This window comes from Rothia sp. SD9660Na (assembly GCF_030064065.1).
Taxonomy (GTDB): Bacteria; Actinomycetota; Actinomycetes; order Actinomycetales; family Micrococcaceae; genus Rothia.
In genome coordinates this window covers 1,565,361-1,581,926 of sequence record NZ_CP125946.1, presented here as the reverse complement: position 1 = coordinate 1,581,926, position 16,566 = coordinate 1,565,361, and the positions used below count along the sequence as shown (strand labels likewise).

The following is a 16,566-nucleotide window of genomic DNA, read 5'->3' as shown; positions in this document are numbered from 1 at the left end:
TCTTTCATTGATTGAAACAATAGGTTTACTCCAATCTCAACTTTCACTCTAAGGTTGAGTTGGTTTGAAACAAGGCACAAATTAGTAGGGAATCCATGGATACAGCAACTCCCCAGAACTACCTGGCAGTCATTAAGGTCGTCGGTATCGGCGGCGGTGGCGTCAACGCTGTCAACCGCATGATTGAGGTTGGTCTGCGTGGCGTTGAATTCATTGCGATCAACACCGACGCCCAGGCTCTGCTCATGTCTGACGCCGACGTCAAGCTCGACGTAGGTCGTGAACTGACCCGCGGCCTGGGTGCAGGCGCTAACCCCGACGTTGGACGCCAGGCAGCAGAAGACCACGAACAGGAAATCGAAGAGGTGCTCAAGGGTGCCGACATGGTCTTCGTGACCGCAGGTGAAGGTGGTGGCACCGGCACCGGTGGTGCTCCCGTTGTTGCCCGCATCGCCCGCTCCCTGGGCGCACTGACCATCGGTGTTGTTACCCGTCCCTTCACCTTTGAAGGCCGTCGTCGCTCCAACCAAGCCGAGACCGGTATCGCCGCCCTGCGCGACGAGGTTGACACCCTGATTGTTATCCCCAACGATCGCCTGCTCTCCATCTCAGACCGCAACGTCTCCATGCTCGACGCCTTCAAGTCAGCAGACCAGGTTCTGCTCTCCGGTGTCCAGGGCATTACCGACCTGATTACCACCCCCGGTCTGATCAACCTCGACTTTGCAGACGTCAAGTCCGTCATGCAGGGCGCAGGCTCAGCTCTCATGGGTATCGGCTCAGCCTCCGGTGAAGACCGCGCCGTCAAGGCCGCCGAACTGGCTATCGCCTCACCCCTGCTGGAAGCATCCATCGACGGCGCTCACGGCGTCCTGCTCTCCATCCAGGGTGGTTCAGACCTAGGCCTCTTCGAAATCAACGAAGCTGCCCGCCTGGTACAGGAAGTTGCCCACCCCGACGCCAACATCATCTTCGGCGCCGTCATCGACGACGCTCTGGGTGACGAGGCTCGCGTGACCGTTATTGCCGCAGGCTTTGACTCGGTCAACCCCGAAACCAACTCCAACAACACCAACCCCGCCGCTAACCAGGCTGCACGTACCCAGCAGAACTTCGGTGGCGCTTCAGCAGCTCCCGCCGCAGGCGCTGGCTTCGGCTCGGCACCCGCAGCAGGTAACAGCTGGAACAAGGGCGGCAACGACGTTCCCACCAACGCCGGCTTCGACGTTGACCTGCCCCCCGTTGTTGAGGACTCCCAGTCAGCACGTCGTGACACCCTCGATGTGCCCGACTTCCTGAAGTAAAAACTTCAGACTCACACCCTAGACGGAAGCTTCCCGTCTAAAGGCCGAGAGGGGGTGAAAGCTAGACTTAGCTTTCACCCCCTTCAGCATTTCCCGCTCTTTTCCGAAAGATTAGGCAAGGCCCATGTCCGATGCTCTTTTCTCCCACCGGCTAGTAACCCTGGCAAATGGCACTCGGGTCAACGTGGCCTTCACATCGGCTGCTGCCGGTAACCTGGGCCTGCACGTGGGCGATGACCTTGACCAGACCCTGGCTCACCGGCAGACCCTTGAAGATACGCTGCTGGGGGAAGGGGCGTCCTGCAGCTTTAGCTACCTCAACCAGGTGCACGGCACCGTGGTCTTTGATGCGGACGCCTCAGACCGGCTTACTGCCGAAACTGAGAAGGGTCTTAGCTCTCACGAGATTCTCGATACTGCACCGGTCGCCGATGCCGCCGTCTCACGTGAGGGGCGGCCCCTGGCCATTATGGTGGCTGACTGCATTCCCTTGGTCTTTGTGGGGGAGCGCGCTGTAACGGGCCAGCCGGTCCTGGGCGTGGCCCACGCCGGGCGCCGGGGCCTGCTTGATGGTGTGATTCAATGCCAGGTTGAGGCCATGGAGCAGAGGGGCGCCAAGAACATTCAGGCCTGGATTGGCCCCTCAATCTGCGGACGCTGCTACGAGGTCCCCGAGGCCATGCGGCAGGAATCTGCTGAGCTGATTCCCCAGGTCTATTCCAGTACCTCCTGGGGTACTCCCGCCCTTGACCTGCCTGCCGGGGCCCGTGCCGTCCTCGCCTCCCTGCCACATGTAACCCGCGTGCATAGCGACCTTGCGGCCTGTACCTTTGAAAACGAGCGCCTCTTCTCGCACCGCGGCCATACCCAGAGACAGGAGCCTGCCGGGCGCATCGCCGGCCTGGTCTGGGTAGAAGCTGGCCCCTTGGCCGCTGAGGCGCCCAACCCCTCCCACCTGTAACCCAGATGCCCGCTCTAAGGAATGGAAATATGACCCTGACCTACAGCCTCGAACGCCGTGCAGAACTCAGCGACCGCCTAGCCCAGGTGCAGGTCCGCATCCAGGACGCTGCGGAAGATATGAGTGGCGCCAGAACCGCCTCGTCCCCCCTGCCCGAGCTGATTGTGGTTACTAAGTTTTTCCCGGCCTCAGATGCCGCCGCCCTGTACGATGTGGGTGTGCGCGCTGTGGGTGAGAACCGCGACCAGGAGGCCTCTAGCAAGGCTCGTGAGCTGGCCGCCTATACGGGCAGTGATGACCCGCTGCGCTGGTCCTTTATCGGCCAGCTGCAGACCAACAAGGCTAAGTCTGTGGTGCAGTATGCGCACGAGGTGCAGTCGGTTGACCGCCCCCAGCTTGCCGATGCCCTCTCTAAGGCCTACGTCAATCGCTTGGCCCGCTACGAGAACGGTGAGGTTGACGCTCCGGCCTCACTGGCACACGGTGGTCTGCGCTGCCTTATCCAGGTAGGGCTCGATACCACCGTTGAAGCCACCGCCGGGCAGGCTGCCCTGGGCGCGCGTGGGGGAGTAGACCCCACCGAGATTTTAGCCCTCGCCGATAACATCAGCTCCCTGCCGGGCCTTACCCTGGGCGGGCTCATGGCGGTTGCCCCGCTAGGTCAGCACGCCGCAGCCGCCTTTGAGAGACTGCATGGTTACTCCCAGCAGCTGCTGGAACACTACCCCGAGGCCACCACTATATCAGCGGGTATGAGCCACGACCTGGCTGAGGCCATACGCTGGGGAGCTACCTCGGTGCGGGTTGGCTCTTCGATTATGGGATCCCGCCTGGCCCTATAGGGCAGCTGACCATAATTCACCGGGAATACTGAGGTTTCCCTTGGGCTTGTCTGCGAGAAAGACAGGCAACTTTTTGGTACCGTAAAAGGTTGATAGGAACAGAGGTTTGTAAGCCCCGTTGACCGGCGTACAGGCTACTCATAGGGAGGGTAAGAATGGCTCGCACACTACACCAGGCAATGGCCTACCTAGGCCTGGGCCAGGTAGAAGACGAAGCGCAGCGCACAGAGCGGCCCCAGCGCCGCCCCGAAACGATCTACGAAGAGACTGTTTTCGAGGCTGACGACCAGTACGATGACTACCCCGATGAGCTGACTCCCGCCGAAGGGCCCGCCCATATTTCATCAACCGCCGACCGCGACGTCCTTCTGGGTGTTTCACCCGAGACCCCCCGCAGCCGTCCGGCTCCCGAAGCAACCGCCGGTAGCGTTTCTGTGGCCGAGGCCGACGACCAGCTTCTTGAGCAGGCCGAAAGCACCAGCACCGACTGGGGCTTCCCCGGTCCCCACCAGCAGGCACCTAGCTATACCTCAACCGCCCTGATCCCCTCCTTCTCCGACGAAAGCAGCGAAGAATTGCGCCGTATCACCACCATTCACCCCCGCTCCTACAATGACGCCAAGATTATCGGTGAGTCCTTCCGCGAGAATATCCCCGTGATTATGAATGTCACCGACATGGGCGATACCGACGCCAAGCGTCTCATCGACTTCTCTGCAGGCCTAGCTTTTGCCCTGAACGGCCACATCGAGCGCGTAACCGATAAGGTCTTCCTGCTGACCCCCGCTAACCTTGAGGTTCTCGGTGCCGAGGGCACCGAGGTGCCGGTAGCTCTGGACAGCGACGACGTCACCCCTTTCAACCAGGCCTAAACCGCAGTGGGCTATCTCTTTGCATTGCTGGCCATCGCGGCCTACCTGCTGATTGTTGTGTTCATGATTCGCCTGGTGCTCGACTGGGTGCAGATGTTTGCTCGCTACTGGCGCCCCAAGGGCCTAGTGCTGATAGTTGCTTCGTTTGTGTATGCAGTCACTGACCCGCCCATGAACGCCGCCCGCCGCCTGATTAAACCCATTAACCTGGGCGGTATCTCCCTGGATTTGGGCTTCATGATTCTGTTGATGGCCCTCTGGTTCGCCTATTCTCTGCTAACGAACCTGGCCTACAACCTCTCCGTTTAGAGCCGGTCGGGCACATACCTGTTGCGCGCAGGGGGTGCTAGATGGCTGATGAAGCCTGTCAGTCAGCAGGCTGGGGATTGTCCCCTCAAGTGGTGACGTGACCAGTGGCTCACACTTAACTGGGGTCATAGTGTTGCGCGGTGCCCCATTGCCAGGTAATTTTGTGTTGTAGTAAATAGGGGACTACCCGAACTTTTAGCGCGCTGAAAGTTCGAGCTTCATGCGCCTGACTCCAGAACATACTGCGCACCGGGAACACTACGGGCCAAAGCATAAAGATTTTTAGAAAATAGAGGTGAACGATTGTGGCACTCACGCCTGAGGAAGTAATCAACAAGCGCTTCCAGCCGACTAAGTTCAAAGAAGGCTACAACCCTGAAGAAGTTGACGATTTCCTTGATGAGATTGTCATTGAACTGCGTCGCCTGAACGCCGAAAACGCTAGCCTCAAGCGCCAGCTCGAAGAGGCAGAGGCAAAGATTTCACTGGCTCCTGCCCAGCAGCAGGGCGGTGCCCTGGCCGAGGCTGAAATTGTTATTGATTCTCAGCCCGCTGCAGCTGCTACCCCTGCCCCTGCGGCAGCCGCAGCTCCTGCCGCCGCTGAACCCACCCTGTCACCCTCTAGCGCCACCGGCCTGCTGGCTATGGCCCAGAAGGTCCACGATGACTACGTCCTCGAGGGCAAGCGCGAGCGCGAACGCCTCATCACCGAGGGCCGCGAAGAAGCAGCTCAGCTGGTCTCAGAGGCCCAGGAGCAGTCCAACCGTGTTCTGGGTGATCTTGAAAAGACCAAGAGCGACCTCGAGGTTTCTGTTGCCAAGCTGCGTTCCTTTGAGAACCAGTACCGCACCTCCCTACGCGATTACCTGAACAAGCAGCTGACCACCCTCGAAGAGACCCCCGCTCTTGAGCCCAAGGCTGAGGGCGCTCCCGCAGCAGCGGCATCACAGTCCCAGGGCTTCGGCGCGTTTGGCCAGCGTAACGGGGTTTTCAGCAACAACTCCTAGGCTTTCCTAGTGTTTAGGCGGTAGCCTCAATATGCTCAGGTGGCTCCTCAATAAGAGGGGCCGCCTGAGATGTTTAAGATACTGCCCTGCGGTACCAGCTGGGTACCGAACGCGATAAGCTGGTGTGTGCAGTTTTTGATGTTTGAAGGCAGGGAGTACGGTGGCTAAAACCCAGCAGGAGGGCACAGTTTTGGTGCCGGTTCGTACGATTTCTGGGGTAGCTAAGGCCCTGTTAGCCCTGGCCCTGTTTGCTCTGGTGTACGGGGCCGACCAGTGGGTCAAGCACCTGGTAGAGACAACCATGACCGTGGGGCAGACCATCACCGTGATCGACGGCTTGCTCTGGTGGCGTTACTACCTGAACCCGGGGGCTGCTTTTTCTATGGGTGAGGAATCGACCTGGCTGTTCACCCTGATTTCAACGGTGGGTGCCCTGGTGGCACTGACCCTGGTGGTACGGGCTAAGACTCTACCCTGGGTTATTCTGCTGGCAACCCTGGCAGGCGGCATTGTTGGCAACCTGCACGACCGCCTATTCCGGGAACCTGGCTTTGGCATCGGGCACGTGGTTGATTATATTTCTGTACCGAATTTTGCGATTTTTAATATTGCCGATGCCGCTATCTGCGTATCGATGGCGGCGATTGTTCTGCTGACTTTTCTGGGCTACCGCATGGACGGCCAGCGTGAAGTACGAGCCGAAAAGGCCAAGAAGGACGAGGAGGGGGTCTAATGTCTCAGAAGATTGAACTAAAGTTTGTGGTGGGTGCTGATCAGGCTGGTACCCGGCTTGATGCCCTGCTCGCTGAGCTGAGCGGTCAGTCGCGCACAACGGTGAGTAGCTGGGTTAAGGACGGCGAGGTTCAGCTTCTCGATGCCAAGGGTAGGGGAGTGAAGGCTAAGGCTTCGTTCAAACTGCTTGAGGGAATGACCGTGCAGGCCGCCGGTACCCCGCCGCGTGATCTAACGCAGATTGAGGCTGAGCAGGTGGACGGTTTTTCGATTGTCTACCAGGATGACGACATCGTGGTGGTCGATAAGCCTACCGGTGTTGCGGCCCACCCGTCGATGGGCTGGCACGGCCCTACGGTTGTCGGGGCCCTGAAGCACGCCGGTATCGATATTGCTACCAGCGGTGCTGCTGAGCGTCAGGGTATTGTGCACCGCCTGGACGTTGGCACATCGGGCCTGATGGTTGTGACCAAGAACGAGCGAGCCTACTCGGTCATGAAAAATGCTTTCAAGGACCGCACCGTCACCAAGGTCTACCACACTCTGGTGCAGGGGCTACCTGACCCCCTCAAGGGCACTATTGATGCCCCCATCGGCCGCCACCCCGGCAGCGAGTGGAAGTTCGCGGTCAACGAGGACGGCAAGACCGCAATTACCCACTACGAGGTACTCGAAGCCTTTGGGCCGGCGTCCTTGGTTGAGGTGCACCTTGAGACCGGCCGCACCCACCAGATTCGTGTGCATTTCTCTGCCCTGCGCCACCCCTGCGCGGGAGATCTGACCTACGGGGCAGACCCCACCATGAGCGCGCATCTGGGCCTCACCCGCCAGTGGCTGCATGCCCACCGCCTGGGCTTCACCCACCCCGCCAGCGGCGAGCAGGTGGAGTTCGAAAGCCCCTATACCCCTGACCTTCAGTACGCTCTCGATACCCTGCGTGAGGGCAACTTCTAGAGCCCGACGCTAAGGACGCAACCCGCATGGCTAACACCGACTTCACCCACCTGCACGTGCACACCGAGTACTCCATGCTCGATGGTGCTGCCCGCCTCGCCGACCTCTTTGAGCACTCCAAGCAGCTGGGCATGAACGCCCTGGCAACCACCGACCACGGCTTCCTCTTTGGTGCCTTCGACTTTTGGAACAAGGCTAACAACGCCGGGGTCAAGCCCATTATCGGTGTTGAGGCTTACCTGACCCCGGGTACCGCCCGCCAGGACCGCACCCGCGTGAAATTTGGTGAGGGCGGGCGTGATGACGTCTCCGGCGGTGGTGCTTATACCCATATGACCATGTGGGCAGAGAACACCCAGGGCATGCATAACCTGTTTCGGGCGTCCTCTCTGGCCTCGCTTGAAGGCCACTTCTATAAGCCGCGTATGGACCGGGAGCTACTCCAGACCTACGGTAAGGGGCTAATCGCTACCACCGGCTGCCCCTCGGGTGAGGTGCAGACCCGTCTGCGCCTGGGCCAGTACAAGGAGGCCATGCAGGCAGCCAGCGACTTCCGCGATATCTTCGGCAAGGAAAACTTCTACTGCGAGCTCATGGACCACGGGCTTGATATCGAGAAGAACGTCATGGCCGACCTGCTCAAGCTGGCGAAAGAACTGAACCTGCCCCTGGTTGCCACCAACGACCTGCATTACACCCATGCAGAGGATGCCAAGGCCCACGCCGCGCTGCTGTGCGTGCAGTCAGGCTCTACCCTGCAGGACCCCAAGCGTTTCAAGTTTGACGCCGATAACTTCTACCTCAAGTCGCCGGCTGAGATGCGTGAGCTCTTCCGAGACTACCCCGAGGCCTGCAACAACACCATGGAGATTGCTGAGCGCTGCTCCGTGGAGTTCAATACCAAGGCCAACTACATGCCCAACTTCCCTGTGCCCGAGGGCGAAAACGAGGAATCCTGGTTCGTCAAAGAGGTGGAGCGCGGCCTGCACTACCGCTTCCCCAAGGGCGTGCCCGATGAGGTGCGTAAGCAAGCTGAGTACGAGGTGGGCATTATCTCGCAGATGGGCTTCCCCGGCTACTTCCTGGTGGTGGCTGACTTTATCAACTGGGCCAAGGAGAATGGCATCCGCGTGGGCCCGGGCCGTGGCTCGGGTGCAGGTTCCATGGTTGCCTACGCCATGCGTATTACTGACTTGAACCCGCTGGAACACGACTTGATTTTCGAACGCTTCCTTAACCCCGACCGCGTCTCCATGCCCGACTTCGACGTGGACTTCGATGATCGCCGCCGTTCTGAAGTGATTCACTATGTGACCGAGAAGTACGGCGAAGATAAGGTGGCAATGATCGTCACCTACGGCACCATCAAGGCTAAGCAGGCCCTCAAGGACTCCTCCCGTGTGCTGGGCTACCCCTTCTCCACCGGCGAGCGTCTGACCAAGGCCATGCCCGAGGACGTCATGGGTAAGAACATTGCCCTGGCCAATGTCTATAACCCCGAGGACAAGCGCTACAAGGATGCCCAGGACCTGCGTGATCTCATCGAATCCGATACCGATGCTTCGAAGGTCTTTGAAACCGCTAAGGGCATTGAGGGCCTAAAGCGCCAGTGGGGTGTGCACGCGGCGGGCGTCATCATGTCGAGCCACGACCTGATTGACGTTATCCCCATCATGCGCCGTGAGCAGGACGGGCAGGTCATCACTCAGTTCGATTACCCCACCTGTGAAGGCCTGGGCCTCATCAAGATGGACTTCTTGGGCCTGCGCAACCTGACCATCATCTCGGATGCGATTGAGAACATTAAGCTCAACCGCGGCGAAGAGCTGGACCTTGAAACCCTGGAACTGGATGACGCCGAGTCCTATAAGCTGCTGGCCCGCGGCGACACCCTGGGTGTCTTCCAGCTCGATGGTGGGCCCATGCGCCAGCTGCTCAAGCTCATGCAGCCTGACCACTTTGAGCACATTTCGGCGGTCTTGGCGCTCTATCGCCCCGGCCCCATGGGTGCAAACTCCCACACCAACTACGCCCTGCGTAAGAACGGTCTGCAGGAGGTCACCCCTATTCACCCGGAGCTTGAAGAGCCCCTGGCGGAGATTCTTGATACCACCTACGGCCTGATTGTCTACCAGGAGCAGGTTATGGCGATTGCCCAGAAGGTGGCTAACTACTCCCTGGGTGAGGCGGATATTCTACGCCGCGCTATGGGTAAGAAGAAGAAAGAGGAGCTGGATAAGCAGTACGCCACCTTCCACCAGGGCATGCTCGATAACGGTTACTCCGAGGGTGCAGTTAAGGCCCTCTGGGATATTCTGCTGCCCTTCTCTGACTACGCCTTTAACAAGGCCCACACGGCGGCCTACGGTCTGGTCTCCTACTGGACGGCCTACCTAAAGGCTCACTACCCCCAGGAATATATGGCTGCCCTGCTGACCTCTGTGGGTGATGACAAAGACAAGCTTGCTCTGTACCTGAACGAGTGCCGCCACATGAAGATTACGGTGCTGCCGCCCGATGTGAACGAGTCTGCCCTGAACTTCACCCCTGTGGGCGACGATATCCGTTTCGGCATGGGCGCTATTCGTAACGTGGGTGCCAACGTGGTGGCAGCTATGGTCGATACCCGCGAGGAAAAGGGCCGCTACGAAAGCTTCAACGATTTCCTCTCCAAGGTACCGATCGTCGTCTGTAACAAGCGCACCGTGGACTCCCTCATCAAGGCCGGTGGCTTTGACTCGCTGGGCCACGACCGGCGTCCGCTTTCCATGATCCACGAAGAGGCCATCGACGCGACCGTCTCGGTTAAGCGTCAGGAGGCTGCCGGACAGTTCGACCTCTTTGGCGGGCTGGGGCTGGACGACGATAACCCAGCGAACGAGCTGGCGGTGCAGATTCCGGACGTCCCCGAGTGGGAGAAGCGCGATAAGCTCAACTTCGAGCGCGAAATGCTGGGGCTCTACGTCTCTGATCACCCCCTGCGCGGTCTCGAAGATGCCCTGGACTCCCTCTCAGACTCCACTATTCAGGGCCTGGTCTCTGAGGATTCAATCAAGCCTGACGGGGCGATTGTAACTATCGCGGGCATGATTACCAGCGTTTCTCGCCGTATCGCAAAGAACTCGGGTAACCCTTACGCCCGTATCGAGATGGAAGACCGTACCGGTTCTATCGAGGTCATGTTCTTTGGCCGCGCCTACGAACCGATCGCAGGTGTGCTGGCTGAGGACCTGATTTGTACCATCAAGGGGCGCCTGCAGCGCCGCGACGACGGTTCGGTGACCCTCAGCGCCCAGGAGCTGAACATCCCTGAGATTTCAGCGGACGGCACCGGCGGGCCCGTCACTATCGCCATCCCCGAGTATAAGGCGACCGAGGAAACCCTGGGGCAGCTGCGTGACATTCTGAAGAACCATAAGGGTGAATCAGAGGTCCGTATCGCTATGACCACCCGCACCAAGCGCCTGCTCATCCGCCTGGGCGCAGACTTGCGGGTCAACCCCAACCCGGCTCTCTTTGGTGATCTCAAGGTGTTGTTGGGCCCGGCCTGCCTAGACCTGTAAAAACTACCGAGCCTAAAAATCTACAAAGATGCCGTATGTGCCGCTCAGCCCTGAGTGTGGGGGTGTACTCCCGCTCTGGGGCCTGAGCGGCACGCTTGCTTTTAAAAAAGGGTCTGGTGCTTTTTTAGAGGGTCTGGGCGGCATCAAACCGCTCGCGGTTAGCTAGTACTTCTGCTACGTGGGTTTCTGCCCAGGTGCGGACGTCCGCGTTGGCTTGGGCAGATAGGGGCACGGTGGGATTTTCGAAGAGTTTTTTTAAAAATGCTCCAACTGCTGGAGAGCCCCGACTTCCCCGCTGACTACCTGCCCGAGGTCAAGACCTTCGCAACCGTCCTTGAGGACTGCCGGGCTGCGTCCGGCCTGAACTGGACCATGCTGGCCCCCTCACCCGTGATTGCCCCCCCGGTGCCCGCACCGGTGACTACCGCACCGAGCAGGATGTGCCCGCCGGCATGTTCGTATTCACCCAGGATTTTGCCGTAGTAGCCCTGGATGAAATCGAAAACCCCGCCCACGCCGGTACCCGCTTCACCGTTGTTTCAGCTGATGAGGAAGCTGCCCAGGGCAAGTAAAGCTGCCCTGCGGGTAAATGCCCTCGGAAAAGTGCACGTGCCGTTGCTTTTTGCAGCGGCACGTGCACTTTTCAGGTGGTACTACACTGGAGCCCATGTCGCGCGGGACCCGGACGTCGCTGTCCGCGCAGCTGCCGAACAGCGGCAAGAACTGGTGCTGGGTGTGGCCCCAGTGCCCACACACTGCTGGCGGTGTCTGATATGTACTGGCTTTAGTTCCGACCATCATACGAGACTCACAGCAGCATCCACCACCTCATCCGGCATCCGATAACCAAGAGACGCATGCAACCGCCGCTCATTCCACCAACACACCCAGCCAGCCGTCTCAGCTTCCAGCTGCCCAACCGACCTAAAAGGCGACCACGCACCATTTCAGCCTTGTAAGCCCCGTTCACCGATTCAGCCAGAGCATTATCATAGGAATCCCCTCTCGACCCGACAGACAACTGAACACCCAAAGCCCGCAACTCACCAGTGTAATCTTCAGCCACATACTGCGAACCACGCATCCGTTTGATGCACAATCTCAGTCAAAACTGACCCACTCTTACGAGCATCGAACAACCTGCTTCAAAGCCGTCAAAGGCATCCCGAGGGTATGCATAGTCGAAGAAACACCCCAAGGCTAGGTAAGCGACTACTAGGGGAAGCGATTTCGTATGCTGTTGCCGCAGCAGATATTGCTGCAACACGAGCCATTGTGCTCAACGCAGCTACTCCAGAACTTATCGGGTTCTACCAGAAATTTGGCTTTAAACGCCTTTCAGCATCAAGTAACCGTATGTATCTTCCAATGAGTACAGCCCGGAAAACTGTAGAGCTTTTTACGCAAGAGCTTGAATAGTTGTGTGGTTAGGGTGACCTGCTAAAAAGCCACCCAAAGACCACCAGCTGAAATAATCAGGCTCCCAAGCTCCACGTGCCTTGACGGCCGCGTTAAAATCGAAGAGTGAGCACAACAGACAACCCCCAGAACTCCACTGCACCTGCAGATTTCACCCTGCGCACTATCGACCTGCGCGGCAGCAACCACTCCTACGCTGAGCTGCGTCGCATCGTCCCGCGCCAGACCACAGAGTTCGTGGGGAACGCGCTCACCACCGTGCACGAGATTCTGGAGAACGTACAGGAACGCGGGGCAGACTACTTGCGGGAACTCTCCGCAAGATTTGACGGCGTAGATCAAGGAGCTCTGCGTGTACCCCAAAGTGCTATCGACCGGGCGGTAGCCGACCTTGACCCGGCCGTCCGCAAGGGCCTAGAAATCGCCATCGAACGCACCCGCGCCTTTGCCGCTGCCCAGCGCCCTGCCGACCAGACCATCGAAGTTGCCCCCGGCGCCGTCCTGACCAACCGCTGGACCCCCGTGCGCCGCGCAGGCGTGTACGTGCCCGGCGGGCTGGCTGTTTACCCCTCATCGGTCATCATGAACGCCGTACCCGCCCAGGCCGCGGGCGTCGGATCCATTGTGCTCTGCACCCCGCCCCAAAAAGAATTCGGCGGCCTGCCCCACCCCACCATCCTGGGTGCAGCTGGCCTGCTCGGCATCACCGAGGTGTGGGCTATTGGCGGTGCCGGTGCCCTAGGCGCTATGGCCTACGGCCTGGACGACGCCGGTGATGTTCTCGAACCCGTCGATACCATCACCGGCCCCGGCAACATTTTTGTCGCCATGGCCAAGCGCGCGCTGCAGGGCGTCGTGGGCGTGGACGGCGAAGCCGGCACCACCGAAATCGCGGTCATCGCCGACGACACCGCCAACCCCGACTACGTCGCTGCTGACCTGATCTCCCAGGCCGAACACGACCCCAACGCCGGGTCCGTCCTCATCACCCACAGCCCTACCCTCGCCGCCGCCGTGCAAGAGGCCATCAACCGCCGGGCGTCCGCCACCAAGCACAGCGAGCGCGTTGCCACCGCCCTCACCGGCCCCCAGTCGGGCGTGGTGCTCACCGACAGCCTCGATGCCTCAATCGCAGTGGCTGACGCCTACGCCGCAGAGCACCTTGAAATCCATACCGAGAAGGCAGAAGAGGTAGCCGGTCGGGTGGGCAACGCTGGCGCTATCTTCATCGGCCCCTACTCGCCGGTACCCCTGGGCGACTACGCGGCAGGCTCCAATCACGTTCTGCCCACAGGCGGCTCCGCTGCCTACGCTTCAGGGCTCAACACCACCGTCTTTATGAAGGCCGTTCAGCTCATCAACTACAGCCAAGATGCCCTGGCTGAAATTGGGCATGCCATCGTTGCAGTTGCCCGCGACGAAGACCTGCCCGCCCACGGCGAAGCAATTACCGCCCGTACCCGTGGTAGCCGATAAGGAGGACGCATGAACTGCCCCTACTGCCGCAACTCGACCTCCAAGGTCGTTGATTCTCGTACCACCGAAGACAACTCTGCGATTCGCCGACGCCGCCAGTGCAGCAATTGTGGCAAGCGGTTCACCACCGTCGAAACCACCGCTGTCTCGGTGATTAAACGAAGCGGCGTGACCGAACCCTTTGACCGCGCCAAGATTGTCTCTGGTGTGCGCAAGGCCTGCCAGGGCCGCCCCGTAGGGGAGGACGACCTGGCTAAGCTAGCCCAGGAGGTTGAAGAGGCGATTCGAGCTAAGGGCATTGCCGAGATTGATGCCCACGAGGTGGGGCTTTCTATCCTTGAGCCCCTGTCTAAGCTCGATACCGTGGCTTACCTGCGCTTTGCCAGCGTCTACCAGGCCTTTGAGTCACTTGATGACTTCGAGCGGGCTATTGCTGCCCTGAGGGCGGCGGGGGCGGACGAGGGGGAGCAGCCCACCCTGCTTTAGGGAGCCTGTGGGGCTTGGGGATATACCTGGAGTTACCAGACTGGTGATCGGGCAAAAGTGCCATCTATCTAGTATTAATAGTCAACCTACCCCTGCTAAATATGTTGCCCTACATAGATATGTCTCACACTTAGAGATGCTCGCAGAAGTTTCGGCGTTTCGTGTTGCGCGGCACAAAATTGTCAAAAGCTGAACACTAAAATGGGGTGTATGGCAGAACACAATCGCCCCGAACCATCAGTAGCAAGCTTCCGCTCCTCGCTCCTGCAGCACCTGCAGTTCACCACCGGTAAGGACCCGAAGCATGCCACCGCCTATGACTGGCGGATTGCCCTCTCGCACACCCTGCGCGACCTCGCCGTTGAACCCTGGTTCAACTCAACTCGCCGCACCTGGGAAGAAGGCCGCAAGCGTGTCTACTACCTTTCTATGGAGTTCCTCATCGGCCGCCTCATGGAAGATCTGGCCATTAACCTCGGTGTGCGCGATATTGCCGTTGAGGCTCTTGCTGAGTTCGACATCGACTTCAATGAGGTGGCGGATGAAGAGCCGGACGCCGCGCTCGGCAACGGCGGCCTGGGCCGCCTAGCTGCCTGCTACCTCGAGTCCATGGCAACCGTTGGTTGCCCCGCCTACGGCTATGGCCTGCGCTACGAGCACGGCCTGTTTGAGCAGTCGTTTGAGAATGGTCGTCAGCAGGAAAACCCCGAAAACTGGCTTGCCCACGGTAACCCTTGGGACTTTGACCGCCCCGAATCTGTCTATGGAGTAGGCTTTGGTGGCGAGGTTTACGAAGAAAACGGTGTTTTGCGCTGGAACCCCGGCACTCACGTGCAGGCTCAGGCCTTCGACACCCCCGTCGTAGGCTACGGCGCCACGTGGGCCAATACCCTGCGTCTATGGGCAGCAAAGCCCAACGCTGACCTCTTCGACCTGGGCCGCTTCAATGCCGGTGATTTTGCCGCAGCAGCGGAGCCCGAGGCCATGGCACGCAGCCTCAGCCGTGTGCTCTACCCCAACGACACCACCGACGGCGGTAAGCAGCTGCGTCTTTCTCAGGAATACTTCCTGACCTCAGCGTCCGTTCAGGACATTGTGCGCCGCCACCTGGTAGGTCAAGATTCGCTGGAAAACCTCGACCGCCACGTCGCCATCCAGATGAATGACACCCACCCGGCGATTGCTGGCCCTGAGCTGATTCGCATTCTGGTCGATGAACACGGCTTCGATTTTGACCGAGCAGCAGACCTGTCAACCCGGGTGCTCGGCTACACTAACCACACGCTGCTACCCGAGGCTCTAGAGCGTTGGACCGTGGGTCTCATGCGCAACGTACTGCCCCGTCACCTGCAGATTATTGAGCGCCTTGACCAGAAGTTCGTTGAGCTTCAGGCAGGCTCACCTCACCCTGCCCGCCTGATCTCAGGCGACCAGGTCAATATGGGTGACCTTGCCTTCACCACCAGCCACCGTGTCAATGGCGTATCAGCCCTACACACCGACCTGGTCCGCACCGAACTCTTCCCCGTTCACGATGCCCTGCACCCCGAACGCATCGTCAACATCACCAACGGCATCACCCCGCGTCGCTGGCTGAAACTGGCTAACCCCGCTCTGGCCCAGCTGATTACTGAGACCATTGGTGAGGGCTGGGAGACCGACCTTGAGCGTTTGAAGGAGCTGGAGCCCTACGCCGATGATCCCGCCTTCCTCAAGGCATTCGGCGAGAGCAAGAAGGCAGCTAAGCAGCGCTTCGTTGACTGGATGCAGGAAGAACATGGGATTGAACTGCCCGTTGACTCGCTCTTTGATTCCCAGGTCAAGCGCATGCACGAATACAAGCGTCAGCTGCTGAACATCATGTGGACTATCGCCCACTACCAGCGCATCAAGCGCGACCCCGATGCCGGCTGGGTGCCCCGCGTGAAAATCTTCGGTGGTAAGGCAGCACCCAGCTACCACACCGCTAAAGACATCATTAAACTCATCAACGATGTTGCCGAGGTCGTCAATAACGACCCCGAGACCAACCACCTGCTGCGCATCGTCTTCCCTCCCAACTACAACGTCTCCATGGCCGAGCGCCTGATTCCTGCCTCTGATCTGTCAGAGCAGATTTCAACTGCGGGTATGGAAGCATCCGGTACCGGCAACATGAAGTTTGCCCTCAACGGTGCCCTGACCATCGGCACTCTAGACGGTGCAAACGTTGAGATTCGCGAGCACGTGGGTGCAGAGAACTTCTTCCTCTTCGGTCTGACCACTGATGAAGTCGCTCAGCGCCGAGCCCAGCCCGGCCACTCCCGCGCCGCTATCGAAGCTAGCCAGGCTCTGCGCGACATCCTACAGGCGGTAGCCGAAGGCACCTTTAGCCCCGATGAGCCCTACCGTTTCGGCCATATCGTCGACAACATGTGGAACGGCGACTGGTTCCTAGTCGCCTCTGACTTTGACGACTATGACCGTGCCCAGCAGGAGGTTGAGGAAGCCTACCGCGATACCGAGCGCTGGCAGCGCATGGCGGTTCTGAATGTTGCCCGTATGGGTTACTTCAGCTCTGACCGTTCAGTGCGTGAATACATGACCGATGTATGGGGCATTGACTCAGCCCTGTAGCTAGAGGCCAATCTTTACTGGAGCC

General features: G+C 59.5%; 13 protein-coding genes and 2 pseudogenes. 13 read left to right on the top strand and 2 right to left on the bottom strand.

Features of this window, described 5'->3' with window-relative positions:
* The first annotated feature begins 95 nt into the window (after positions 1-95).
* The 10 genes from ftsZ to QM007_RS07485 all read left to right on the top strand — a co-directional run bounded on the left by ftsZ (position 96) and on the right by QM007_RS07485 (position 11,027).
* On the top strand, positions 96-1,304 hold the full coding sequence (gene ftsZ / locus QM007_RS07530) for a cell division protein FtsZ (protein ID WP_237185432.1): 1,209 nt from the start codon (positions 96-98) through the stop codon (positions 1,302-1,304).
* Positions 1,305-1,428: 124 nt separating this feature from the next.
* Entirely contained in the window at positions 1,429-2,265 is an 837-nt protein-coding gene (locus QM007_RS07525; protein ID WP_283489393.1) for a purine nucleoside phosphorylase YfiH/LACC1 family protein, read from the top strand.
* A gap of 29 nt (positions 2,266-2,294) precedes the next feature.
* The gene (locus QM007_RS07520) at positions 2,295-3,107 is read left to right on the top strand and encodes a YggS family pyridoxal phosphate-dependent enzyme (protein WP_283489392.1); all 813 of its coding nucleotides are present in this window, start codon (positions 2,295-2,297) and stop codon (positions 3,105-3,107) included.
* A 155-nt stretch (positions 3,108-3,262) separates the two neighbouring features.
* A complete protein-coding gene (locus QM007_RS07515; RefSeq protein ID WP_283489391.1) occupies positions 3,263-3,979 on the top strand; it encodes a cell division protein SepF in 717 nt (238 codons plus the stop codon).
* A 6-nt stretch (positions 3,980-3,985) separates the two neighbouring features.
* Positions 3,986-4,288: a YggT family protein gene (locus QM007_RS07510; RefSeq protein ID WP_283489390.1), complete on the top strand. Its 303-nt coding sequence runs from the start codon at positions 3,986-3,988 to the stop codon at positions 4,286-4,288.
* A 305-nt stretch (positions 4,289-4,593) separates the two neighbouring features.
* Positions 4,594-5,295 carry a DivIVA domain-containing protein gene (locus QM007_RS07505; protein ID WP_283489389.1) on the top strand — a complete coding sequence of 234 codons (702 nt, stop codon included), beginning with the start codon at positions 4,594-4,596 and terminating at the stop codon, positions 5,293-5,295.
* A 160-nt stretch (positions 5,296-5,455) separates the two neighbouring features.
* Positions 5,456-6,028 carry a signal peptidase II gene (gene lspA, locus QM007_RS07500; RefSeq protein ID WP_283489388.1) on the top strand — a complete coding sequence of 191 codons (573 nt, stop codon included), beginning with the start codon at positions 5,456-5,458 and terminating at the stop codon, positions 6,026-6,028.
* Complete coding sequence (locus QM007_RS07495) at positions 6,028-6,981, top strand: RluA family pseudouridine synthase (RefSeq protein WP_283489387.1); 954 nt, start codon at positions 6,028-6,030, stop codon at positions 6,979-6,981. Before lspA ends, QM007_RS07495 begins: the two co-directional genes overlap by 1 nt.
* 26 nt (positions 6,982-7,007) lie before the next feature.
* Positions 7,008-10,544: a DNA polymerase III subunit alpha gene (dnaE, locus tag QM007_RS07490; protein WP_283489386.1), complete on the top strand. Its 3,537-nt coding sequence runs from the start codon at positions 7,008-7,010 to the stop codon at positions 10,542-10,544.
* 261 nt (positions 10,545-10,805) lie between these two features.
* Complete coding sequence (locus QM007_RS07485) at positions 10,806-11,027, top strand: hypothetical protein (protein ID WP_283489385.1); 222 nt, start codon at positions 10,806-10,808, stop codon at positions 11,025-11,027.
* Positions 11,028-11,341: 314 nt separating this feature from the next.
* On the opposite strand, the pseudogene QM007_RS11160 reads toward QM007_RS07485, so the two are convergent.
* Positions 11,342-11,467 (bottom strand): annotated as a pseudogene (locus QM007_RS11160) (hypothetical protein); the annotation flags it as partial.
* 66 nt (positions 11,468-11,533) lie between these two features.
* Positions 11,534-11,587, bottom strand: a pseudogene (locus tag QM007_RS11155) (hypothetical protein); the annotation flags it as partial.
* Between the two features lie 481 nt (positions 11,588-12,068).
* Between QM007_RS11155 and hisD the strand changes: the two are divergent.
* The 3 genes from hisD to QM007_RS07465 all read left to right on the top strand — a co-directional run bounded on the left by hisD (position 12,069) and on the right by QM007_RS07465 (position 16,541).
* Positions 12,069-13,439: a histidinol dehydrogenase gene (gene hisD, locus QM007_RS07475; protein WP_283489384.1), complete on the top strand. Its 1,371-nt coding sequence runs from the start codon at positions 12,069-12,071 to the stop codon at positions 13,437-13,439.
* 9 nt (positions 13,440-13,448) lie between these two features.
* Positions 13,449-13,925: a transcriptional regulator NrdR gene (gene nrdR / locus QM007_RS07470; protein ID WP_283489383.1), complete on the top strand. Its 477-nt coding sequence runs from the start codon at positions 13,449-13,451 to the stop codon at positions 13,923-13,925.
* A gap of 210 nt (positions 13,926-14,135) precedes the next feature.
* Entirely contained in the window at positions 14,136-16,541 is a 2,406-nt protein-coding gene (locus QM007_RS07465) for a glycogen/starch/alpha-glucan phosphorylase (protein WP_283489382.1), read from the top strand.
* Positions 16,542-16,566: the final 25 nt, after the last annotated feature.